The organism is Pseudomonas sp. xss_2, assembly GCF_043104195.1.
GTDB classification, from domain to species: domain Bacteria; phylum Pseudomonadota; class Gammaproteobacteria; order Pseudomonadales; family Pseudomonadaceae; genus Aquipseudomonas; species Aquipseudomonas urmiensis.
Window position 1 is genome coordinate 1 of the sequence record NZ_JBICKL010000059.1, and the last position, 19,066, is coordinate 19,066.

Consider the following 19,066-nt stretch of genomic DNA (forward strand, 5'->3'; position numbering starts at 1 on the left):
GAAGGGCGAAATCGGCGGCGACCGCAAAGAGACGGTGCTGATCACCACCCAGACCGTCACTGGCCATGACAACACCCGCAAGACGCTCACCCATGAGCATTCGCTGAACCATGGCCAGCCCTTGCTCAGCGAGGACGACAACGGGGTGCAGATCCGCTATGAGTACGATGCGCTGCAGCGGGTCACCAAAGAGATCGTGGCGCCGAACCTGGAGGCCTTCAGGGCCGAGCGCGAGTACAGTTATGCCTTGTGTGCCACCGACCAAGATCAGGCCGGGCAAACACGTATTGATGTTCAGGGTGTAGAGACCTACACCAGCTTCGATGGCCTGAATCGGGTTGTGGATGAGAAGCGCCAGGACAAAGACTTCTCGGCTGGCACCGTGCGACAGCTCTATACCGCGCTCTACGATGTACTCGGTCAGTTGCAGGAGCAAGTCCAGACTGACTGGTGCTCTGCGAAGACCGCCGAAGACCTGACCATGACGACCAAATATGAGTACGACGATTGGGGCTCTCAACGTGTGACGGTGAGCCCTGATGGCGTGCGTATGGTGAGCGAAACCGATCCGATTGGAACCGCCCGTCATAGGGGCGTCATCGTGACCCAATGGAGCGAGCCACGCACTGGCAGCCTCAAGACCGGTAGAACCATCGTTGACCAGGACCTGTTTGGCAATCCGGTGCAGATCGAACGCAAAAGAAGCGACAACACCACCCGCGAGAGCGTGCAGGTGAACATGCATGATGGTCTCGGCCGTCTGGTCAAGAAAACACTGGGCAGTGGCTCGCAGCAGGCGCGAATCAGTGAATACGAGTACGACGCCTTCGGCCGTGTGGTGAAAGAGGTGCTGCCTGACAAGTCCGAGGTCATGCGCGAGTATGCGGCACACAGCCGCGAGGATCTGCCCACGAGTATCAAGGTCAAGGATGTGCGCACTGGCTCGACATTCGAGCTCGGTACGCAAACGTTCGATGGTCTGGGGCGGATGTCGGAAAGCGTCACGGGCGGGCGCAATCAGGTCTTCAGCTACCAGCCTGGGATGCGTAAACCCCAGACCGTCACTGTGAACAGTGGCGAAGTGATCAATTATGAATACGAGCCTCGTCACACTGACCAGCCTGTTTCGCGTTCATTGGGCGGGGATGGCAAACGGCAGGCGCAAAGTGCCAGTTATCAGTACCACGGCCAGACTGCACGCTTGTCCTCCTGCAAGGTTGGCGATCAAGAGCTGCTCAAGCGTGAGTACTACACCAATGGCAAGATCAAGAGCGAGGCACGGCCTCAATCCGGACTACCCGCTGCAGCGTACGGATACAGCCACCTCGGGCTGTTGACGAGTTTCACCACGGTGCTCGGCCAGGTTCAGACCTATGAGTACGACCTCACCTCTGGGCAGTTGAAAAAGACCACGATAGGTAGCCTGGCAACGACCTTCCTTTATGATCTGCTTGGACGTCTGCTTTCGTTCACGACAGTCGAAGGTGGCCAATCACTAAGAACGGCCCTGACGTACGATGATTTTGGGCGTGAGCTCACCCGTACGTTCACCTACGAGGGGGGCACCCAGGTGCTGACCCAGGCGTATAACGATGACGATGCCCTCAGTTCCCGGGAGCTAAAGCAAGGTACCACCTCATTGCGCAGAGAGACCTTTGTCTATGACCGGCGCCAGCGCTTGATCGATTACACCTGCATCGGCAGCGAACGCCCGCAGGATCAATACGGCAATCCGATGAAAAGCCAGAAGTTCGAGTTCGACGGCCTGGACAACGTGCGCAAGGTCACCACCGTTCATGACACCGGTACGAACGTGGCCGACTATGCATTCGCCGCTGATGATGGCAAGCAAGGGGACCCTGTACAGCTTGTGAATATCACCAACAGCACTTATCCGGACGCGTCGATTTCGCTCGAATACGACGCCAATGGCAACCTGATCCGCGACGAACAGGGCCGGGTGCTCGAATATGATGGACTCAATCGGCTGCTCAGCGTCAGCGACCCATCGGCCAAGCAGCTTTTGGCCCGCTATAGGTACGATCCGCTGGATATCCTCAGCGCCACGGAGCATGAGGCAGGCACTGAGCAGCGCTTCTATCAGGGCAACGAGCTGATCAACATGGTGGAGGGCGCCAGCAAGCGGACCTTCTTCAAGGCGGGTGGGCAGGTGCTTGGCGAGCAAGAGGATCAGTAGCGCGCAGGAGGCAAGCTGCGGCCTGTGCCATGCCGGCCGCAGCCCCCTTGTCAATGATGGGTGTCAGGTGCGCCGACGCTCAGCAGTTGCTTCTCCTGATGCCAGTCGAATGGCTCGTCATTCTGCTCGGCTTCAAAGCGGCGTTCTTCCAACTGCTGGTACATCGCCAGCTCTTCGTCGGGCATGAAATGCAGGCAGTCACCGGCGAAGAACCACAGCAGGTCGCGCGGCACCAGGTGTGCGATCTGTGGGTAGCGCTGGATCACCTGGCAGATCAGGTCCTGGCCTAGGTACTGGCTTTCCAGCGGGTCCTGCGGTAGCAGGGTCAGCAGTTCGTCGAAGCGGTCGAGGAACAGGGCGTGGCTTTCCTCCGGCACCTGCTCGGCTTCACCCAGGGCGACCAGGATGGTGCGCAAGTGGTTGAGCAGTTGCAGGTGGTATTCCAGGTGGGGGTTGGCCATGGTGGCGGTCCTCGATGAAGTTGAAACGGGCGCGGAGTATACGCGGTATCAGCGCACCTTGCCTTGCTCGGGGAGCAGTTGCTCCTTGTCGAAGGCATCTACATCGATCACGGCTCGCCGTACCTTTTCTGCCTCATGCAGCCGTTGGCCTTCACCTGGCTGCAGCACGCCGATCTCGACTGCCGCATCGATTGCCGACTGCCCGGGCGCTGGTTGCACCTTGCCGTCCTTGATGGTTTGGTGCAGCGCCTTGTGTAGCGGCACTGCTTCGTCCAGCAAATCGCTGGCCCGTTGCAGCGCCGCTACTGGGTCGCCTTCGGCCTGAGGCCTGAAGCAGCCTGCAAGCAATTCTTCCAGCGCTGGGTCGCCCTTGCTGCGGCCGATCAGCTGCGCCACCTCGGCATCCAGTTCGTCGCTCGGCCCGGTGTGGCGGCGGCCGAAGGGGAATACCAGCACCCGCAGGGCACAGCCGACGAAGCGATTGGGGAAGTTGTCGAGCAGGCGGTCCAGGGCGTTTTCCGCCTGGCCCAGGCTCTCTTCCATGGCCCAGCGCAACAACGGCTGCATGTGCTCCGGCGACCCCAGGTCGTGGTAACGCTTGAGCGCGGCCGAGGACAAGTACAGGTAACTCAGCACATCCCCCAGGCGCGCGCTGAGGCGTTCACGCCGTTTCAGTGCGCCGCCCAGCAGCATCATCGACAGGTCTGCCAATAAGGCGAAAGCCGCGGCCTGGCGGTTCAATGAGCGGAAGTAACCTTGACTCAAAGCATCGCCCGGCACCCGTTCGAAGTGGCCCAGGCCCAAGCCCAGTACCAGGGTGCTGGCGGCGTTACCAGCGGCGAACATGATGTGCTTGAGCAGCAGCTCGTCAAACTCCTTGAGTGCCTGATCGCGGTCTTCGCGCCCGGCCAGGGCCATTTCCTTGAGCACGAAGGGGTGGCAGCGGATCGCGCCCTGGCCGAAGATCATCAGGTTGCGCGACAGGATGTTTGCACCCTCGACAGTGATGAAGATCGGCGCCCCTTGCCAGTTGCGGCCCAGGTAGTTGTTCGGCCCCATGATGATGCCCTTGCCGCCATGCACGTCCATGGCGTGTTGGATGCACTCGCGGCCCCGTTCGGTCAGGTGGTACTTGAGAATCGCCGACAGTACCGAAGGTTTTTCGCCCAGGTCCACGGCCTTGGCAGTCAACAGGCGGGCGCTGTCCATCAGCCAGGCGTTGCCGCCGATGCGCGCGAGCGACTCTTGAATGCCCTCGAACGCGGCCAGCGGTACGTTGAACTGTTCGCGGATATTGGCGTATTGGCCAGTCACCAGGCTTGTGTACTTGGCCGCCCCCGTGCCGACTGCCGGCAGGGAGATCGAGCGACCCACCGACAGGCAGTTCATCAGCATCATCCAGCCCTTGCCGAGCATTTCCTGGCCGCCAATCAGGAAGCTCAGCGGCACGAACACGTCCTTGCCACTGTTGGGGCCGTTCATGAACGCCGCGCCCAGCGGTAAGTGCCGTTTGCCGATCTCGACCCCAGGTGTGTCGGTGGGGATCAGCGCCAGGCTGATGCCCAGCTCTTCTTGTTCGCCCAGCAGGTGCTCGGGGTCGTAGGCCTTGAACGCCAAGCCCAGCAGGGTGGCGATGGGGCCTAGGGTGATGTAACGCTTCTCCCAGTTCAGGCGCAGGCCGATCACCTCTTCGCCTTGCCATTGGCCTTTGCAGATGATGCCGGTGTCGGGCATGGCACCCGCGTCGGAGCCGGCCAGCGGACCGGTGAGGGCGAAGCAGGGAATCTCATCGCCACGGGCCAGGCGCGGCAGGTAATGGTTGCGCTGCTCATCGGTGCCGTAGTGCAGGAGCAGCTCGGCCGGGCCCAGGGAGTTGGGCACCATGACCGTGGAGGCCAGGTCGCCGCTGCGGGTGGCCAGCTTCATCGCCACCTGGGAGTGGGCGTAGGCGGAGAAGCCTTTGCCGCCGTATTCCTTGGGGATGATCAGGGCGAAGAAGCCGTGCTCTTTGATGAACTGCCAGGCCTCTGCGGGCAGGTCCAGGTCCTGGCCGATCTGCCAGTCGCTGACCATGGCGCACAGTTGCTCGGTGGGGCCGTCGATGAACGCTTGTTCTTCGTCAGTGAGCTTGGGCGCGGGGTAGTCGAGCAGGGTGTTCCAGGCGGGGCGGCCGCTGAACAGCTCGCCATCCCACCACACGGTGCCGGCCTCGATCGCCTCGCGTTCGGTCTGTGACATCGGTGGCAAGGTGCGCTGAAACCATTTGAAGATTGGGCCGGTGAAGACTTTGCGGCGCCAGTCGGGCAGCACCAGCAGCGCGGTCTTGGCGGCCAGTACCAGCCAGATCAGCGTCAGCAGCCAGCCCGGGGCGCTGCTGAAAATGCCCATCAGCAGCGTGTAGGCGCCGACGATGCCAAGTATCTGCAAGGGCGGCAGGCGCCGATGGGTGAGATACGCCGCGCCGATCACCAGAACCACCAACCACAACAGCAACATAATCCTTCCTCCTTGGAACCTTAGGCGTGGGCCGACCCCACAGAGCTTAGACGGCATCCGGCGAACGGCCTTGTCAGATCAGTGACAGGGTGTGGCGGCAGGAGTTCGCTGGGGGTTGTCAGGGTATGTGTCTGGATTGCCAGGGCTGGCCCTGCGATCAGGCCGGTACAGACGATCGGGCTCTGGAGTAAACTGCCGAATTCGCGCATTCATAAGGACGTTGTCATGCTGAAGATCTGGGGTCGCAAGAATTCGAGCAATGTACGCAAGGCGTTGTGGATCGCCCACGAGCTGGGCCTGGACTTCGAGTCGATCAACGCCGGCGGCGCCTTCGGTGTGGTCAACGACCCCGAGTACCGCTCGCGCAACCCCAATGGCCTGGTGCCGATGCTCGAAGATGGCGACCTGGTGCTGTGGGAGTCGAACGCCATCGTGCGCTACCTCTGCGCCGAGTACGGCCGCGAGCAGGGCTGGTATCTGGGCGACCCTCGCCAGCGCGCCCTGGCCGATAAGTGGATGGACTGGACCACTTCATCCTTCGCCACGCCTTTCCGCCCGCTGTTCTGGGGCCTGCTCCGCACCCCCGAGCAGCAGCGCGACTGGGTCGCGATCAATGCCGCGCAAAAGGCCTGCGCCGAGCTGCTGTCGATTGCCGACCAGACCTTGGCCAGGCAACCCTACCTTTCCGGTGAGCAGATCGGCATGGGTGACATTCCGCTGGGCAGCTTCGTCTACGCCTGGTTCGAAATGCCCATCGAGCGTCCGCACATGCACCACCTGCAGGCCTGGTACCAGCGTTTGCAAGAGCGCCCGGCGTACCAGGCGGCAGTGATGACTGCGCTGACCTGATCGAACACCTGCACTATTTCGATAGTCACTATCAATACACATGACTGTACTTGTGCGGCCAGGCCTTGCACCATGGCCGCACTCACTGCGCCAGTGACCTGATCTGGCGTGTCCTGAACCTCTTCGCATGGTACGTGACCCGCTATGAGTTCTGCCCTGTCCATAAGACAGCTGACCAAGACCTACGGCAATGGCTTCCAGGCCCTCAAGGGCATCGATCTGGATGTCGCCGAAGGTGACTTCTTCGCCTTGCTCGGCCCCAATGGCGCCGGCAAATCCACCACCATCGGCATTCTCTCGACCCTGGTCAACAAGACCAGCGGTACGGTGAATGTGTTTGGCCATGACCTGGACCGCGAGCCAGCCGCGCTCAAGCGCTGCCTGGGCGTGGTGCCGCAGGAATTCAACTTCAATCAGTTCGAGAAGACCTTCGACATCGTCGTCACCCAGGCGGGCTACTACGGCATCCCGCCCAAGCTTGCCAAGGAGCGCGCCGAGCAGTACCTGACCCAGTTGGGGCTGTGGGACAAGCGTGATGTGCAGTCACGTTCGCTGTCCGGTGGCATGAAGCGCCGCTTGATGATCGCCCGCGCGCTGATCCACGAGCCGCGCTTGCTGATTCTCGATGAGCCAACCGCAGGGGTGGACATCGAGCTGCGCCGCTCGATGTGGAGCTTTCTGACCGAGCTGAACCAGAAAGGCATCACCATCATCCTCACCACCCACTACCTCGAAGAAGCCGAGCAGCTGTGCCGCCATATCGGCATCATCGACCACGGCACCATCGTCGAGAACACCAGCATGCGCAAGCTGCTGAGCAAATTGCATGTGGAAACCTTCGTGCTCGACCTCAAGCAGGATCTGGCCGTTGCCCCCACCTTGCAGGGCTACCCGTGCCGGCTGATCACGCCACATACCCTGGAGGTGCAGGTGGATAAGGATATTGGCATCACCGCGCTGTTCGGCCAATTGGCCCTGCAGAACATCGAGGTGCAGAGCCTGCGCAACAAGACCAACCGACTTGAGGAGCTGTTCGTGTCCCTGGTGGAGAAGAACTTGTCGAAGGTGGCGGTATGAATGTGGAGCTGCGCACCAACTGGGTGGCCCTCAATACCATCGTCTACCGCGAAGTCCGGCGCTTCTTGCGCATCTGGCCGCAGACCTTGCTGCCGCCGGCGATCACCATGGTCTTGTACTTTGTGATCTTCGGTAACTTGATCGGCCGGCAGATTGGCGATATGGGTGGCTTCACCTACATGGAGTACATCGTCCCCGGGCTGATCATGATGTCGGTGATCACCAACTCCTATGGCAACGTGGTGTCGAGCTTTTTCGGCAGCAAGTTCCAGCGTTCGATCGAGGAGTTGATGGTTTCGCCGGTGTCGCCGCACACCATCCTCGTCGGTTATGTGCTGGGTGGGGTGTTGCGTGGCCTGGCAGTGGGGGTGATCGTGACCATCCTGTCGCTGTTCTTCACCCACCTGCAAGTGCATCACCTGGGCGTTACCGTGGTGGTGGTCTTGCTCACGGCAACCATCTTCTCGCTGCTGGGCTTCGTCAACGCGGTGTTCGCGCGCAACTTCGATGACATCTCGATCATCCCGACCTTCGTGCTGACGCCGCTGACCTACCTGGGCGGGGTGTTCTATTCGATCAACCTGCTGCCGCCCTTCTGGCAGACCGTGTCGTTGGCCAACCCGGTGCTGCACATGGTCAACTCGTTCCGCTACGGCATTCTAGGGGTGTCGGATATCAGCATTGGTACGGCGATCACCTTCATGCTGGTTGCTACCGCAGTGCTGTATACCCTGTGCATCCGCTTGCTGGTCAGCGGCCGCGGCATGCGTGCATGAAGCCTTGAGTTTGCGCCGGCGCCACTGCCGGCCAACCCACCAGCGCCAATAGAACATGGTGATGAAGTAGGCGGCGATACCGAGTACCACGCCGCAGACCACCGAACCGAGCAGAAACGGCTGCCACAAGGTCGACAGCTGATCGGTGATCCATTCGAAGGTCAGGTCGTCGGGCAGGGTGCGCGGTGGCGTCTGCAACAGCCAGGCGCCGGTCATGTAGGTGACGAAGAACACCGGTGGCATGGTCAGCGGATTGGTCAGCCAGACTAGGCTGACCGCGATTGGCAAGTTGCCGCGCAGCGGAATGGCCAGGCTGGCGGCCAGCAGCATTTGCATCGGGATAGGGATCAACGCCGCGAACAGGCCTACACCCATGGCCCGCGCCACTGAATGGCGGTTCAGGTGCCAGAGGTTGGGATCGTGCAGCAGTTTTCCGAAGAAGCGTAAGGATTTGTGTTCCCGAATGCTGGTCGGATCCGGCATGTACCGTTTGAAGAGGCGGCGCGGCATGTAGGCTCCCCGGGTTTGAAGGGGGTCAGTATGCCTTGATTCCCTGACCGGCTTGTTCAGAGTTTGTGACAATTGTTGAGCAAGATTAGGCGCCAATTGCGCTATTGCTGTGCAGGCTTATCGGCTTGCGGAGCTCTACCTCATGCGCACAGGGATGTTTGCGCTCGCCGCGGGGTTGTTGGCCCTGCGTTTTCTTCCGGTTCTGCCATCGGTCGGATGGCTGCTGACCCTACTTTTGCTAGGGCTGGGCTGCTTGTGTACGCGCGTTTGGCCGCTGGGTTGGCTGCTGCTGGGCTTTTGCTGGGCGTGTTGGTCGGCACAGCAAGCGCTGGATGACCGTCTGGCGGCCACTCTGGATGGCCGTACCTTGTGGCTGGAGGGCAGGGTGGCGGGGCTGCCAGCACAGACTGGCCGAGGCGTACGCTTTGAGCTGGATGAGGCAGCGTCGCGCCGCGCTGATTTGCCCAAGCGCCTGCAATTGAGCTGGTTTGCCGGGCCGCACGTGCAGGCCGGCGAGCGTTGGCGCCTGGCCGTTACACTCAAGCGCCCGCATGGCCTGCTCAACCCCCATGGGCCAGACCGCGAAGCGACGCTTTTGGCTCGCAGGATCGGTGCGACCGGCACAGTCAAGGCCGGGCAACTGCTGACGCCAGTCTCCGGCGGCTGGCGCGACAGTCTGCGCCAGCGCTTGCTGGCTGTGGATGGCCAGGGCCGCGAAGCCGCTTTGGTCGCACTGGTACTCGGTGATGGCTCGGGGCTGGCGCGCGAAGACTGGCAGGCCCTGCAGGCCAGCGGCACAGTGCACTTGCTGGTGATTTCCGGGCAGCACATCGGCCTGGCTGCGGGGCTGATGTATGGGCTGGTGGCGTTCATGGCCCGTTGCGGCGCCTGGCCGCACCGCTGGCCGTGGCTGCCCTGGGCCTGTGGCCTGGCCATGGCGGCAGCATTGGCGTATGGCTGGCTGGCGGGTTTTGCGGTGCCGGTGCAGCGCGCTTGCCTGATGCTCGCGGTAGTGCTGGCCTGGCGCTTGCGTTTTCGTCATCTGGGCACCGGCTTGCCGCTATTGCTGGCGTTGTGCGGCGTGTTGCTGATCGAGCCGGTGGCCAGCCTGTTGCCAGGGTTTTGGCTGTCGTTTGCGGCTGTGGCGGTGCTGGTCTACTGCTTCGCCCACCGGCTCGGTGGTTGGCGACCTTGGCAGGCCTGGACCCGGGCGCAGTGGGTGATCGCTGTCGGCCTGCTCCCGGTGTTGCTGGCGGTGGGGCTGCCGATCAGTGTCAGCGCACCTGTGGCCAATTTGCTGGCTGTGCCCTGGATCAGTCTGCTGGTCCTGCCTTTGGCGTTGCTTGGCACTGTTCTGCTGCCTGTGGCGGGGGTAGGCGAGTCGCTGTTGTGGTTGGCGGGCGGGGCGCTGGATTGGCTGTTTCGCGCGCTCGGCCACCTGGCCCACTGGCAGCCCGCCTGGATACCTCGACCCCTGCCGCTAATCGCTTGGCTGCTGGTCGCCAGCGGCGCCTGGCTGGTGCTGCTGCCTCGTGGCTTGCCGCTGCGAGGCTTGGGGGCAGTGATGTTGCTGGCGTTGTGGGCGCCGAGGGAATCCGTGCCGCATGGCCAGGTGCAGGTGCTGCAACTGGATGTCGGGCAAGGGCTGGCGATACTGCTGCGTACCCGCCAGCACACCCTGCTCTACGACGCAGGTCCCGCGCAAGGCGACAGCGATCTGGGGCAGACGGTAGTGCTGCCCACCCTGCGCAAGCTGGGGGTGGATCAGCTGGACGTCATGCTGATTAGCCATGCCCATGCCGATCATGCTGGGGGGGCGTTGGCTGTTCACCGCGGTCTAGCGATTGCCCAGGTGCTGGCCGGGGAGGCCGCTGAGCTGCCAGCGGTATTGCAGGCCAACACGTGCCTGACGGGCGAGAGCTGGGAGTGGGACGGGGTGAGTTTTTCACTCTGGCATTGGCCCGAGGGGCCGGGGAGCAACGAGCGTTCCTGCGTGCTACTGGTCGAGGCCAATGGCGAGCGGCTGCTATTGGCCGGGGATATCGAAGCCGGCGCCGAACGGGCCTGGCTGGCGGCCAATGGCCAGACGCGGGTCGACTGGCTGCAATCGCCGCATCATGGTAGTCGCAGTTCTTCCACTGAACTGTTCATCCGCGCCACGGCGCCGCGTGGGGTATTGATTTCGCGGGGGCGGTACAACGGTTTTGGGCATCCGCATGCGCAGGTGATCGAGCGTTATCAGCGACATGGGGTGGTGATTCACGACACGGCGGTCGAAGGGGCCTTGAGTTTACGCCTGGGTAGCTTTGGCGGTGTAGAGGGGCAGCGGGGACAGCGGCGGTTCTGGCGTACTGGGGATTGAGTAGAGCATAGGCTGGGCCGACCTCTTCGCGGGGCAAGCCCGCTCCCACGGTGCCTGTGGTTGGTTAGCGTCGAGGGAGGGGATGCCCTGCTGCGCATTGCGACCTCCGGCAGATGAGGCGACCTGCGTCCTATGTTAGAGTGGCGGCCTTTTTCCGAGGGGATGCTTACTGTGTGGGAATTGGTCAAGTCCGGTGGTTGGATGATGCTGCCGATCATTCTGAGCTCCATCGCCGCCATGGCGATCGTCGCCGAACGCCTGTGGACCCTGCGCGCCAGTCGCGTGACCCCGCCGCACCTGCTCGGCCAGGTGTGGATGTGGATCAAGGACAAGCAGCTCACCAGTGACAAGCTCAAGGCCCTGCGCGCCGATTCGCCACTGGGCGAGATCCTTGCCGCAGGCCTGGCCAACTCGCGCCATGGCCGCGAGATCATGAAAGAGTGCATCGAAGAGGCCGCCTCGCGCGTCATTCATGAGCTGGAGCGCTACATCAGCACCCTGGGCACCATTGCTGCGATGGCGCCGCTGCTCGGCCTGCTCGGCACGGTGCTGGGCATGATCGATATCTTCAGCGCCTTCATGGGCTCGCAGATGACGGCCAACGCCTCGGTGCTCGCCGGCGGTATCTCCAAGGCCCTGGTCACCACGGCCGCAGGCCTGATGGTCGGTATCCCGGCGGTATTCTTCCACCGTTTCCTGCTGCGTCGTATCGATGAGCTGGTGGTGGGTATGGAGCAAGAGGCGATCAAGCTGGTCGAGGTCGTGCAGGGCGACCGCGAAGTGGAAGTGGCTGGAGGCAAGGCGTGAAGTTTCGGCGCAATCGCCAGCGCGAGAACGTCGACATCAACCTGGCGTCGTTGATCGACGTGGTGTTCGTGCTGCTGCTGTTTTTCGTCGTCACCACCACCTTCACCCGCGAGAACCAGCTGCGCGTCGAGCTGCCGGAGGCCACCACGGCCGCGCCGCCTAGCGCCGACGAGGGTAAGCGGGTGGACATCACCATCAGCGCCGACGGCGTGTATTCGGTGAACAACCACCTGCTGCCCAAGAGCGACCTGGCGACCCTGACCGAGGCGCTGCAGCAGGAGTCCGGTGGCGACACCCAGTTGCCGCTGTCGATCAGTGCTGATGGCAAGACGCCGCACCAGGCTGTGGTTACCGCAATGGATGCTGCCGGCAAGCTCGGTTTCAGCCAACTGCGCATAACCACCGTCGAGGCGGCGCCGGGGACGCCCTGATGGCTTTCGCCGATCGTCTGCTGGAGGCCTGGTATGCCGGGCATCCGGCCTTGGCCCTGTTGCGCCCGCTGGAGGCGCTGTACCGGCGCGTAGTGCTGCGCAAGCGTGCGCGCTTTCTCAGCGGCGAGAGTGCCAGCTACCGCGCCCCCGTACCGGTGATCGTGGTGGGCAATATCACTGTTGGCGGTACCGGCAAGACGCCGATGATCCTCTGGCTGATCGAGCACTGCCGCCGTCAGGGGCTGCGGGTGGGCGTGGTCAGTCGCGGTTATGGCGCCAAGCCTGCGCAGTTGCCCTGGCGGGTCGAGGCGACTCACAGTGCAGAGCAGGCAGGCGACGAGCCGTTGCTGATCGTCCAGCGCACCGGCGTGCCGCTGATGATCGACCCTGACCGCTCCCGCGCCGTGCAGGCGCTGTTGGCCAGCGAGCCGCTGGACCTGATCTTGTGTGACGACGGCATGCAGCATTATCGCCTGGCCCGCGACCTTGAGCTGGTGCTGATCGATGCTGCGCGTGGCCTGGGCAATGGCCGCTGCCTGCCGGCAGGCCCGCTGCGTGAGCCGGTCGAGCGTCTCCAAGACGCGGATGCCGTTCTGTACAACGGCGCGAGCGGCGACCGTGATGGCGGTTTTGCCTTCCAGTTGCAGCCCTCAGCGCTGATCAACCTGCGCAGCGGCGAGCGCCATTCGCTTGAGCATTTTCCTCCTGGCCAGGCCCTGCACGCGGTGGCTGGTATCGGTAACCCACAACGTTTCTTCAACACCCTGCTGGGGCTAAACTGGCAGCCTGTGCCGCATCCTTTCGCCGACCATGCGCAGTTCTCTGCCCAGGCGCTGACGTTCAGCCCGGCTTTGCCGCTGGTAATGACTGAAAAAGATGCGGTGAAGTGCCGGGCGTTCGCCGCTGATGACTGGTGGTACCTGGCGGTCGAAGCGCAGCCTTCGCCAGCCTTCGTCGGTTGGTTCGACGCTCAGCTCGACCGGTTGCTGCCTGCGCGCCGTCAGCCCTGAGCCTTATTCATTTTTCCGGCCACTGGCCTCAAGGAAGCTTCCATGGACACCAAACTGCTCGACATCCTGGCCTGCCCGATCACTAAAGGCCCGCTCAAGCTCAGCGCCGACAAGACCGAGCTGATCAGCAAAGGCGCAGGCCTGGCTTATCCAGTGCGTGACGGCATCCCGGTCATGCTGGAAAGCGAAGCGCGCACCCTGACTGACGACGAGCGTCTGGACAAATGAGCCTGAATTTCACCGTGGTGATCCCCGCTCGCCTGCGCTCGACGCGCTTGCCGGGCAAGCCATTGCTGCTGATCGCCGGCAAGCCGATGGTCCAGCACGTGTGGGAGCAGGCGCGTAAGAGCGGTGCCAGCCGCGTGGTCATCGCCACTGACGATGCCAGCATCGTCGAGGTGTGCCAGGCGTTCGGCGCCCAAGTGCTGCTGACGCGCGCCGATCATGAATCCGGCACCGACCGTTTGGCCGAAGTCGCCGCGCACCTGGGGCTGCCCAGCGATGCCATCGTGGTCAACGTGCAAGGTGACGAGCCGCTGATTCCGCCAGTGATCATCGATCAGGTGGCGGCCAACCTGGCGGCGCACCCTGAGGCGGGCATCGCCACCCTGGCCGAGCCGATCCATGAGCCGCAGACGGTATTCAACCCCAACGCGGTCAAAGTCGTCAGCGACAAGCATGGCCTGGCCTTGACGTTCAGCCGCGCGCCGCTGCCCTGGGCGCGTGACGCCTTCGCCAAGGATCGTGAGCAGCTGCCTGAGGCAGTGCCTTATCGTCGCCACATCGGCATGTACGCCTACCGCGTGGGCTTCCTGCAAGACTTCGTCAGCTGGGGCCCGTGCTGGCTCGAGCAAACCGAGGCGCTGGAGCAGCTGCGGGCGCTGTGGCATGGCGTGCGCATTCATGTCGAGGACGCCATCGAGGCGCCTGCCGTGGGTGTCGATACCCCTGAAGACCTGGAGCGCGTTCGGCGCTTGCTGGAGGCTTGATGCGCGTCTTGTTCGTCTGCCTGGGCAATATCTGCCGTTCGCCAACGGCCGAGGGCGTGTTACGCCATCAATTGCAGGTTGCCGGCCTGGCTGACCAGGTCCACGTAGCGTCTGCCGGGACGGGCGACTGGCACGTGGGCAAGGCGCCCGACGCGCGTACCTGCCGTGCAGCGCTAAGCCGCGGCTACGACCTGTCGGCGCAGCGTGCCCAGCAGGTCAGTGCACGCCATTTCGCCGAGTACGATTTGGTGCTGGCGATGGACAAGAGCAACCTTGCCCATTTGCAGGCGTTGCGCCCGCACGCGGCAAGCGCTGAGCTCGATCTGTTCCTGCGCCGCTATGGCGCGGCGCTGGATGAAGTACCCGACCCGTATTACGGCGGCGCCGACGGCTTCGAGCAGGTCCTGGACCTGATCGAGGCGGCCTGCCAGGCGCTGGTCGTGGAAATCAAGGGGCAGCTATGACGGCGCAGTGGCAGGAGCGGGTCTCGCTCAAGCCGTTCAACACCTTCGGCATCGACGTCAAGGCGCGCTATTTCACTCAAGCGCGCAATGACGATGACGTGCGTGCGGCGCTGGCCGATGCGGCGCAGCGGCACGTTGCCGTGCTGGTGATTGGTGGTGGCAGCAACCTGTTGCTCACCCATGACATCGACGCCCTGGTGCTGCATATGGCCAGCCGTGGTCGCCGAGTGCTGAGCGAGCAGGGCGATCGGGTGGTGGTCGAGGCCGAGGCCGGCGAGCCCTGGCATGCCTTCGTCCAGTGGAGCCTGGAGCAAGGCCTGAGCGGCCTGGAAAATCTCAGCCTGATCCCTGGCACCGTAGGCGCTGCGCCGATGCAGAACGTCGGTGCCTATGGAGTGGAGATCAAGGATGTGTTCGCAGGGCTGACGGCGCTGGATCGCCAGACCGGCGAGCTGCGTGATTTCGGCCTTGAAGAATGCGCATTCGGCTATCGCGACAGCTTGTTCAAGCGCGAGCCGGGGCGTTGGCTGATCCTGCGGGTACGCTTTGCCCTCGATCGCACGCTGCGGGCGCACCTGGACTACGGGCCGGTGCGTCAGCGTCTGAGTGAGCAGGGCATCGAACAGCCCACTGCCCAGGCGATCAGTGATGCGATCTGCAGTATTCGTCGCGAGAAGCTGCCGGATCCGCTCGAACTGGGTAATGCCGGCAGTTTCTTCAAGAATCCGGTGGTCAGTGCTGCCCTGACTGCACAGATCCGTGCGCGCTATCCGAGTGTGGTGGCTTATCCCCAGGCCAATGGCCAGGTGAAGCTGGCTGCGGGCTGGTTGATCGAGCAGGCGGGTTGGAAGGGGCATCGTGAGGGTGATGCGGGCGTGCATCGTTTGCAGTCGCTGGTGCTGGTCAATTATGGCCACGCGACCGGGGTTCAGCTGCATGAGCTGGCGCGCAAGATCCAGGCGGATATTCTCGAGCGGTTTGGGGTTGAGCTGGAGATGGAGCCAAATCTGTATTGATGGCCTGCCTGTGATGGCCTCATCGCGGGGCAAGCCCGCTCCCACGCAAATCATTCGATTGCGAGGGGTGCGTGGGAGCGGGCTTGCCCCGCGATAAGGCCGGTACAGGCCACACATTACCAAAAGCCATGAAAAAGCCCCGCCAGTTCACACTGGCGGGGCTTTTTCATTCAGCCGTTGCAATCAACCGTGATGAGGCTTCTGCTCTTCGGTTGTTTCCAGGGCTTCAGGTTGCGCAGCTTCAGCAGCCTGTGCTGCGGCAGCGGCAGCAGCGGCGGCCTCGGCTTCACGCTTGCGGCGACGCACTTCACGTGGGTCGTTTGGCGCGCGGCCGTTAGGCAGCATTACCGGTGCAGGTTCGGCGGCAACCGGTGCTGGCTCGACAACCTCAGGCTTGGCTTCGACAGCCGGAGCAGGCTGCTCAGCTACTGGCGCCTCGACCGGTGCGACCGGTGCAGCTTCGGCAACTTCCGGCGCTTTCTCGGCTTCACCCGATTCAACCGCTGGAGTTTCGATCGCTACAGTCTCGACAGCAACTTGTGGCTCAGCAGCTTCAGCGACAGGCGCTTCAACCACAGCTTGCGGCACCACTTCGACAACTGGCTCGGCGCTCGGCTCGACCACAGCTACCGGCTCGCTGAACGGCTGCTCGACCACAGGTGCGGCGGCAACGGTTTGTTCTACCTGGGCGTTAGGCTCAGATGGCAGGGCGATGACTTCGCCTGTCGCAGCCTCTGGGGCCTCGGCAGTGGCGATTTCAGCCTGTTGATTGGCCTGGGCCTCAGCTTCAGCGCTGATGTTGCTGGTGGCAACGGCAGCGGTGACGGCCAGGCCAGCTGCCAGTTCGGCACCCAGTTCGGTCGCTTGGTGCTGCTGTGGCTGCTGCTCATCAGTGGCTTCTTCATCGCCATCGATCAGCTCGCCATTGGCATTGCGCTGACGTTCGCGACGGTTGCTGCGACGACGCTGGCCACGGGAGCGGCGACGTGGACGCTCGCCATCGGCGCCTTCCAGTTGATCGTCCTGCAGCAGCTCTTCGTTTGGCAGTTGCTCGTCGGCGATTTCCGCTGCCTGCTCGGCGGCTTGTTCGGCAGCGCGCGGCTGGCGTTCTTCACGAGGAGCGCGTTCTTCACGCGGTGCACGCTCTTCACGAGGAGCACGTTCTTCGCGCGGTGCACGCTCTTCACGAGGAGCACGTTCTTCGCGCGGTGCACGCTCTTCACGAGGAGCACGTTCTTCGCGCGGTGCGCGCTCTTCACGAGGGGCGCGTTCTTCGCGTGGTGCGCGCTCTTCACGAGGGGCGCGTTCTTCGCGTGGTGCGCGCTCTTCACGAGGGGCGCGTTCTTCGCGTGGTGCGCGCTCCTCACGAGGTGCACGCTCTTCACGAGGAGCGCGTTCTTCGCGGGCAGCCGGTGCGGCGTCCAGAGGTTCGCGCAGTTCGCGAACTGGGCGTTCCTCACGGTTACCGCGGCGGTCCTGGCGTGGAGCGCGTTCTTCGCGAGGTGCTCGCTCTTCACGTGGGGCGCGTTCCTCACGCGGTTGACGCTCTTCGCGCGGGGCGCGCTCGGCACGTTCTTCGCGCGGCTTGCGGTCTTCATCGCGGCGGCCGTTGCGGTTGCGGCTCTGCTGGCGACCGTTGCGCCGCTCTTCGTTGCGCTGTGGGCGCTCGGTAGCAGGCTTCTCGGTGGTGGCAGCGGGTGCAGCGACAGGCTCGTCCTTGCCGGCGAACAGGCTGACCAGCGACTTGACCAGGCCTTTGAACAGGCTTGGCTCAGGCGCATTGGCAGCTGCTGCGGCAGGGGCGGCGGGCTGTTCTGATGCGGCGGCAGGAACCGGAGCGTTGGTGCGGGCCGGGGCCGTCTTGACCGCTGCTTCCTGGCGAACCAGGGTGCGAGTGGCGGCGGTCGGTTGCGGCGCTTCCTCGGTTTCGGTGGCAGCGATTTCGTAGCTGGACTGGTTGGTCAGCACGTCCGGATTGTCGTCGCGCAGGCGCTGGACTTCGAAGTGCGGGGTTTCCAGGTGATCGTTCGGCAGGATGATGATCCGTGCGCGCGTGCGCAGTTCGATCTTGGTGATCGAGTTGCGTTTCTCGTTGAGCAAGAACGCGGCCACCGGGATTGGCACTTGGGCACGCACTTCAGCAGTGCGGTCTTTCAGGGCTTCTTCTTCGATCAGGCGCAGGATTGCCAGCGACAGCGACTCGACGTCACGGATGATACCGGTGCCCGAGCAGCGTGGGCAGACGATGCCGCTGCTCTCGCCCAGCGATGGGCGCAGGCGCTGACGGGACATTTCCAGCAGGCCGAAGCGCGAAATGCGGCCAACCTGGACGCGGGCGCGGTCAGCTTCAAGGCACTCGCGCACACGCTCTTCGACGGCGCGCTGGTTCTTGGCTGGGGTCATGTCGATGAAGTCGATGACGATCAGGCCGCCGATATCACGCAGACGCAATTGACGGGCGATTTCCTCGGCCGCTTCCAGGTTGGTCTGCAGAGCGGTTTCTTCGATGTCGCTGCCTTTGGTGGCGCGCGCCGAGTTGATGTCGATGGACACCAGGGCTTCGGTCGGATCGATCACGATCGAACCGCCGGAAGGCAGGTCGACCACGCGCTGGAAGGCGGTCTCGATCTGGCTTTCGATCTGGAAACGGTTGAACAGCGGTACGCTGTCTTCGTACAGCTTGACCTTGCTGGCGTACTGCGGCATCACCTGGCGGATGAAGGTCAGGGCTTCTTCCTGGGCATCGATGCTGTCGATCAGCACTTCGCCGATGTCCTGGCGCAGGTAGTCGCGGATCGCGCGGATGATGACGTTGCTTTCCTGGTAGATCAGGAACGGCGCAGTGCGGTCCAGCGAGGCTTCTTTAATTGCGGTCCACAGTTGCAGCAGGTAGTCCAGGTCCCACTGCATTTCTTCGCTGCTGCGACCAAGGCCGGCAGTGCGCACGATCAGGCCCATGTCGCCCGGCACGGTCAGGCCATTGAGGGCTTCGCGCAGTTCGTTGCGCTCTTCGCCTTCGATGCGACGGGAAATACCGCCTGCGCGGGGGTTGTTCGGCATCAGTACCAGGTAGCGGCCAGCCAGGCTGATGAAGGTGGTCAGGGCGGCGCCTTTGTTGCCGCGCTCTTCCTTCTCGACCTGGACGATGACTTCCTGGCCTTCGCTGAGCACTTCCTTGATGTTGACGCGGCCTTCAGGGGCCTTTTTGAAGTACTCGCGGGAGATTTCCTTCAGCGGCAGGAAGCCGTGACGGTCGGAGCCGAAGTCGACGAAGGCGGCTTCGAGGCTGGGCTCGATCCGGGTGATCTTGCCTTTGTAGATGTTGGCCTTTTTCTGCTCACGGGCGCCGGATTCGATATCCAGGTCGTAGAGGCGTTGGCCATCCACCAGGGCTACACGCAACTCTTCGGGTTGAGTTGCGTTAATCAGCATTCTTTTCATGTTGTACCGTCGGTTTCCGGGCTGCCGGAAACGGCGTTCGGCACACACGACTTCTCATGGTCGGTGCCAAGGTGCGCAAAGGGTAGCGAGCCACCCCCGTGTCGGCGACATTCGGCACCAGCCGGTTGCCCAGCCTGCCGTGGTCGCGACGACGCGTCCTGTTGCTGCGGTGCCAAGTGC

15 protein-coding genes and 1 pseudogene are annotated in these 19,066 nt (G+C 63.2%); 12 read left to right on the forward strand and 4 right to left on the reverse strand.

What is annotated here, in order from left to right:
- Positions 1-2,197, forward strand: a pseudogene (locus ACF8K2_RS14410) (sugar-binding protein); the annotation flags it as partial.
- A gap of 50 nt (positions 2,198-2,247) precedes the next feature.
- Here the strand turns inward: ACF8K2_RS14410 and ACF8K2_RS14415 are convergent.
- A complete protein-coding gene (locus tag ACF8K2_RS14415) occupies positions 2,248-2,658 on the reverse strand; it encodes a PA2817 family protein (protein ID WP_392465453.1) in 411 nt (136 codons plus the stop codon).
- Positions 2,659-2,706: 48 nt separating this feature from the next.
- Positions 2,707-5,154 (reverse strand): acyl-CoA dehydrogenase, encoded by a 2,448-nt coding sequence (locus tag ACF8K2_RS14420; RefSeq protein WP_392465455.1) that lies wholly within the window; start codon positions 5,152-5,154, stop codon positions 2,707-2,709.
- Between the two features lie 225 nt (positions 5,155-5,379).
- On the opposite strand from ACF8K2_RS14420, the gene ACF8K2_RS14425 reads away from it, so the two are divergent.
- The 3 genes from ACF8K2_RS14425 (at position 5,380) to ACF8K2_RS14435 (ending at position 7,856) form a co-directional block, all read left to right on the forward strand.
- Positions 5,380-6,003: a glutathione S-transferase gene (locus ACF8K2_RS14425; RefSeq protein ID WP_392465456.1), complete on the forward strand. Its 624-nt coding sequence runs from the start codon at positions 5,380-5,382 to the stop codon at positions 6,001-6,003.
- 144 nt (positions 6,004-6,147) lie between these two features.
- Positions 6,148-7,080 (forward strand): ABC transporter ATP-binding protein, encoded by a 933-nt coding sequence (locus ACF8K2_RS14430; RefSeq protein ID WP_264236936.1) that lies wholly within the window; start codon positions 6,148-6,150, stop codon positions 7,078-7,080.
- The gene (locus ACF8K2_RS14435) at positions 7,077-7,856 is read left to right on the forward strand and encodes an ABC transporter permease (RefSeq protein ID WP_186556939.1); all 780 of its coding nucleotides are present in this window, start codon (positions 7,077-7,079) and stop codon (positions 7,854-7,856) included. The genes ACF8K2_RS14430 and ACF8K2_RS14435 overlap by 4 nt, the downstream gene beginning before the upstream one ends.
- Here the strand turns inward: ACF8K2_RS14435 and ACF8K2_RS14440 are convergent.
- Positions 7,740-8,366 (reverse strand): DUF2062 domain-containing protein, encoded by a 627-nt coding sequence (locus tag ACF8K2_RS14440; RefSeq protein WP_186556937.1) that lies wholly within the window; start codon positions 8,364-8,366, stop codon positions 7,740-7,742. The two genes, ACF8K2_RS14435 and ACF8K2_RS14440, sit on opposite strands and share 117 nt — an antisense overlap.
- Positions 8,367-8,508: 142 nt before the next feature.
- On the opposite strand from ACF8K2_RS14440, the gene ACF8K2_RS14445 reads away from it, so the two are divergent.
- The 8 genes from ACF8K2_RS14445 (at position 8,509) to murB (ending at position 15,445) form a co-directional block, all read left to right on the forward strand.
- Complete coding sequence (locus tag ACF8K2_RS14445) at positions 8,509-10,728, forward strand: DNA internalization-related competence protein ComEC/Rec2 (RefSeq protein WP_392465462.1); 2,220 nt, start codon at positions 8,509-8,511, stop codon at positions 10,726-10,728.
- A gap of 171 nt (positions 10,729-10,899) precedes the next feature.
- A complete protein-coding gene (locus ACF8K2_RS14450) occupies positions 10,900-11,535 on the forward strand; it encodes a MotA/TolQ/ExbB proton channel family protein (protein WP_186556935.1) in 636 nt (211 codons plus the stop codon).
- The gene (locus tag ACF8K2_RS14455) at positions 11,532-11,966 is read left to right on the forward strand and encodes a biopolymer transporter ExbD (protein ID WP_264236939.1); all 435 of its coding nucleotides are present in this window, start codon (positions 11,532-11,534) and stop codon (positions 11,964-11,966) included. Before ACF8K2_RS14450 ends, ACF8K2_RS14455 begins: the two co-directional genes overlap by 4 nt.
- Complete coding sequence (gene lpxK, locus ACF8K2_RS14460) at positions 11,966-12,976, forward strand: tetraacyldisaccharide 4'-kinase (RefSeq protein ID WP_392465467.1); 1,011 nt, start codon at positions 11,966-11,968, stop codon at positions 12,974-12,976. The genes ACF8K2_RS14455 and lpxK overlap by 1 nt, the downstream gene beginning before the upstream one ends.
- 42 nt (positions 12,977-13,018) lie before the next feature.
- A complete protein-coding gene (locus tag ACF8K2_RS14465) occupies positions 13,019-13,204 on the forward strand; it encodes a Trm112 family protein (RefSeq protein ID WP_028633616.1) in 186 nt (61 codons plus the stop codon).
- Entirely contained in the window at positions 13,201-13,965 is a 765-nt protein-coding gene (gene kdsB / locus ACF8K2_RS14470; protein WP_392465470.1) for a 3-deoxy-manno-octulosonate cytidylyltransferase, read from the forward strand. Before ACF8K2_RS14465 ends, kdsB begins: the two co-directional genes overlap by 4 nt.
- Positions 13,965-14,429: a low molecular weight protein-tyrosine-phosphatase gene (locus ACF8K2_RS14475; RefSeq protein ID WP_392465472.1), complete on the forward strand. Its 465-nt coding sequence runs from the start codon at positions 13,965-13,967 to the stop codon at positions 14,427-14,429. The genes kdsB and ACF8K2_RS14475 overlap by 1 nt, the downstream gene beginning before the upstream one ends.
- Positions 14,426-15,445, forward strand: coding sequence for a UDP-N-acetylmuramate dehydrogenase (murB, locus tag ACF8K2_RS14480; RefSeq protein ID WP_392465473.1), 1,020 nt, complete (start codon positions 14,426-14,428; stop codon positions 15,443-15,445). Before ACF8K2_RS14475 ends, murB begins: the two co-directional genes overlap by 4 nt.
- Before the next feature lie 183 nt (positions 15,446-15,628).
- Here the strand turns inward: murB and rne are convergent, their stop codons facing one another.
- Positions 15,629-18,886: a ribonuclease E gene (gene rne, locus ACF8K2_RS14485; RefSeq protein ID WP_392465476.1), complete on the reverse strand. Its 3,258-nt coding sequence runs from the start codon at positions 18,884-18,886 to the stop codon at positions 15,629-15,631.
- Positions 18,887-19,066 lie beyond the last annotated feature (180 nt).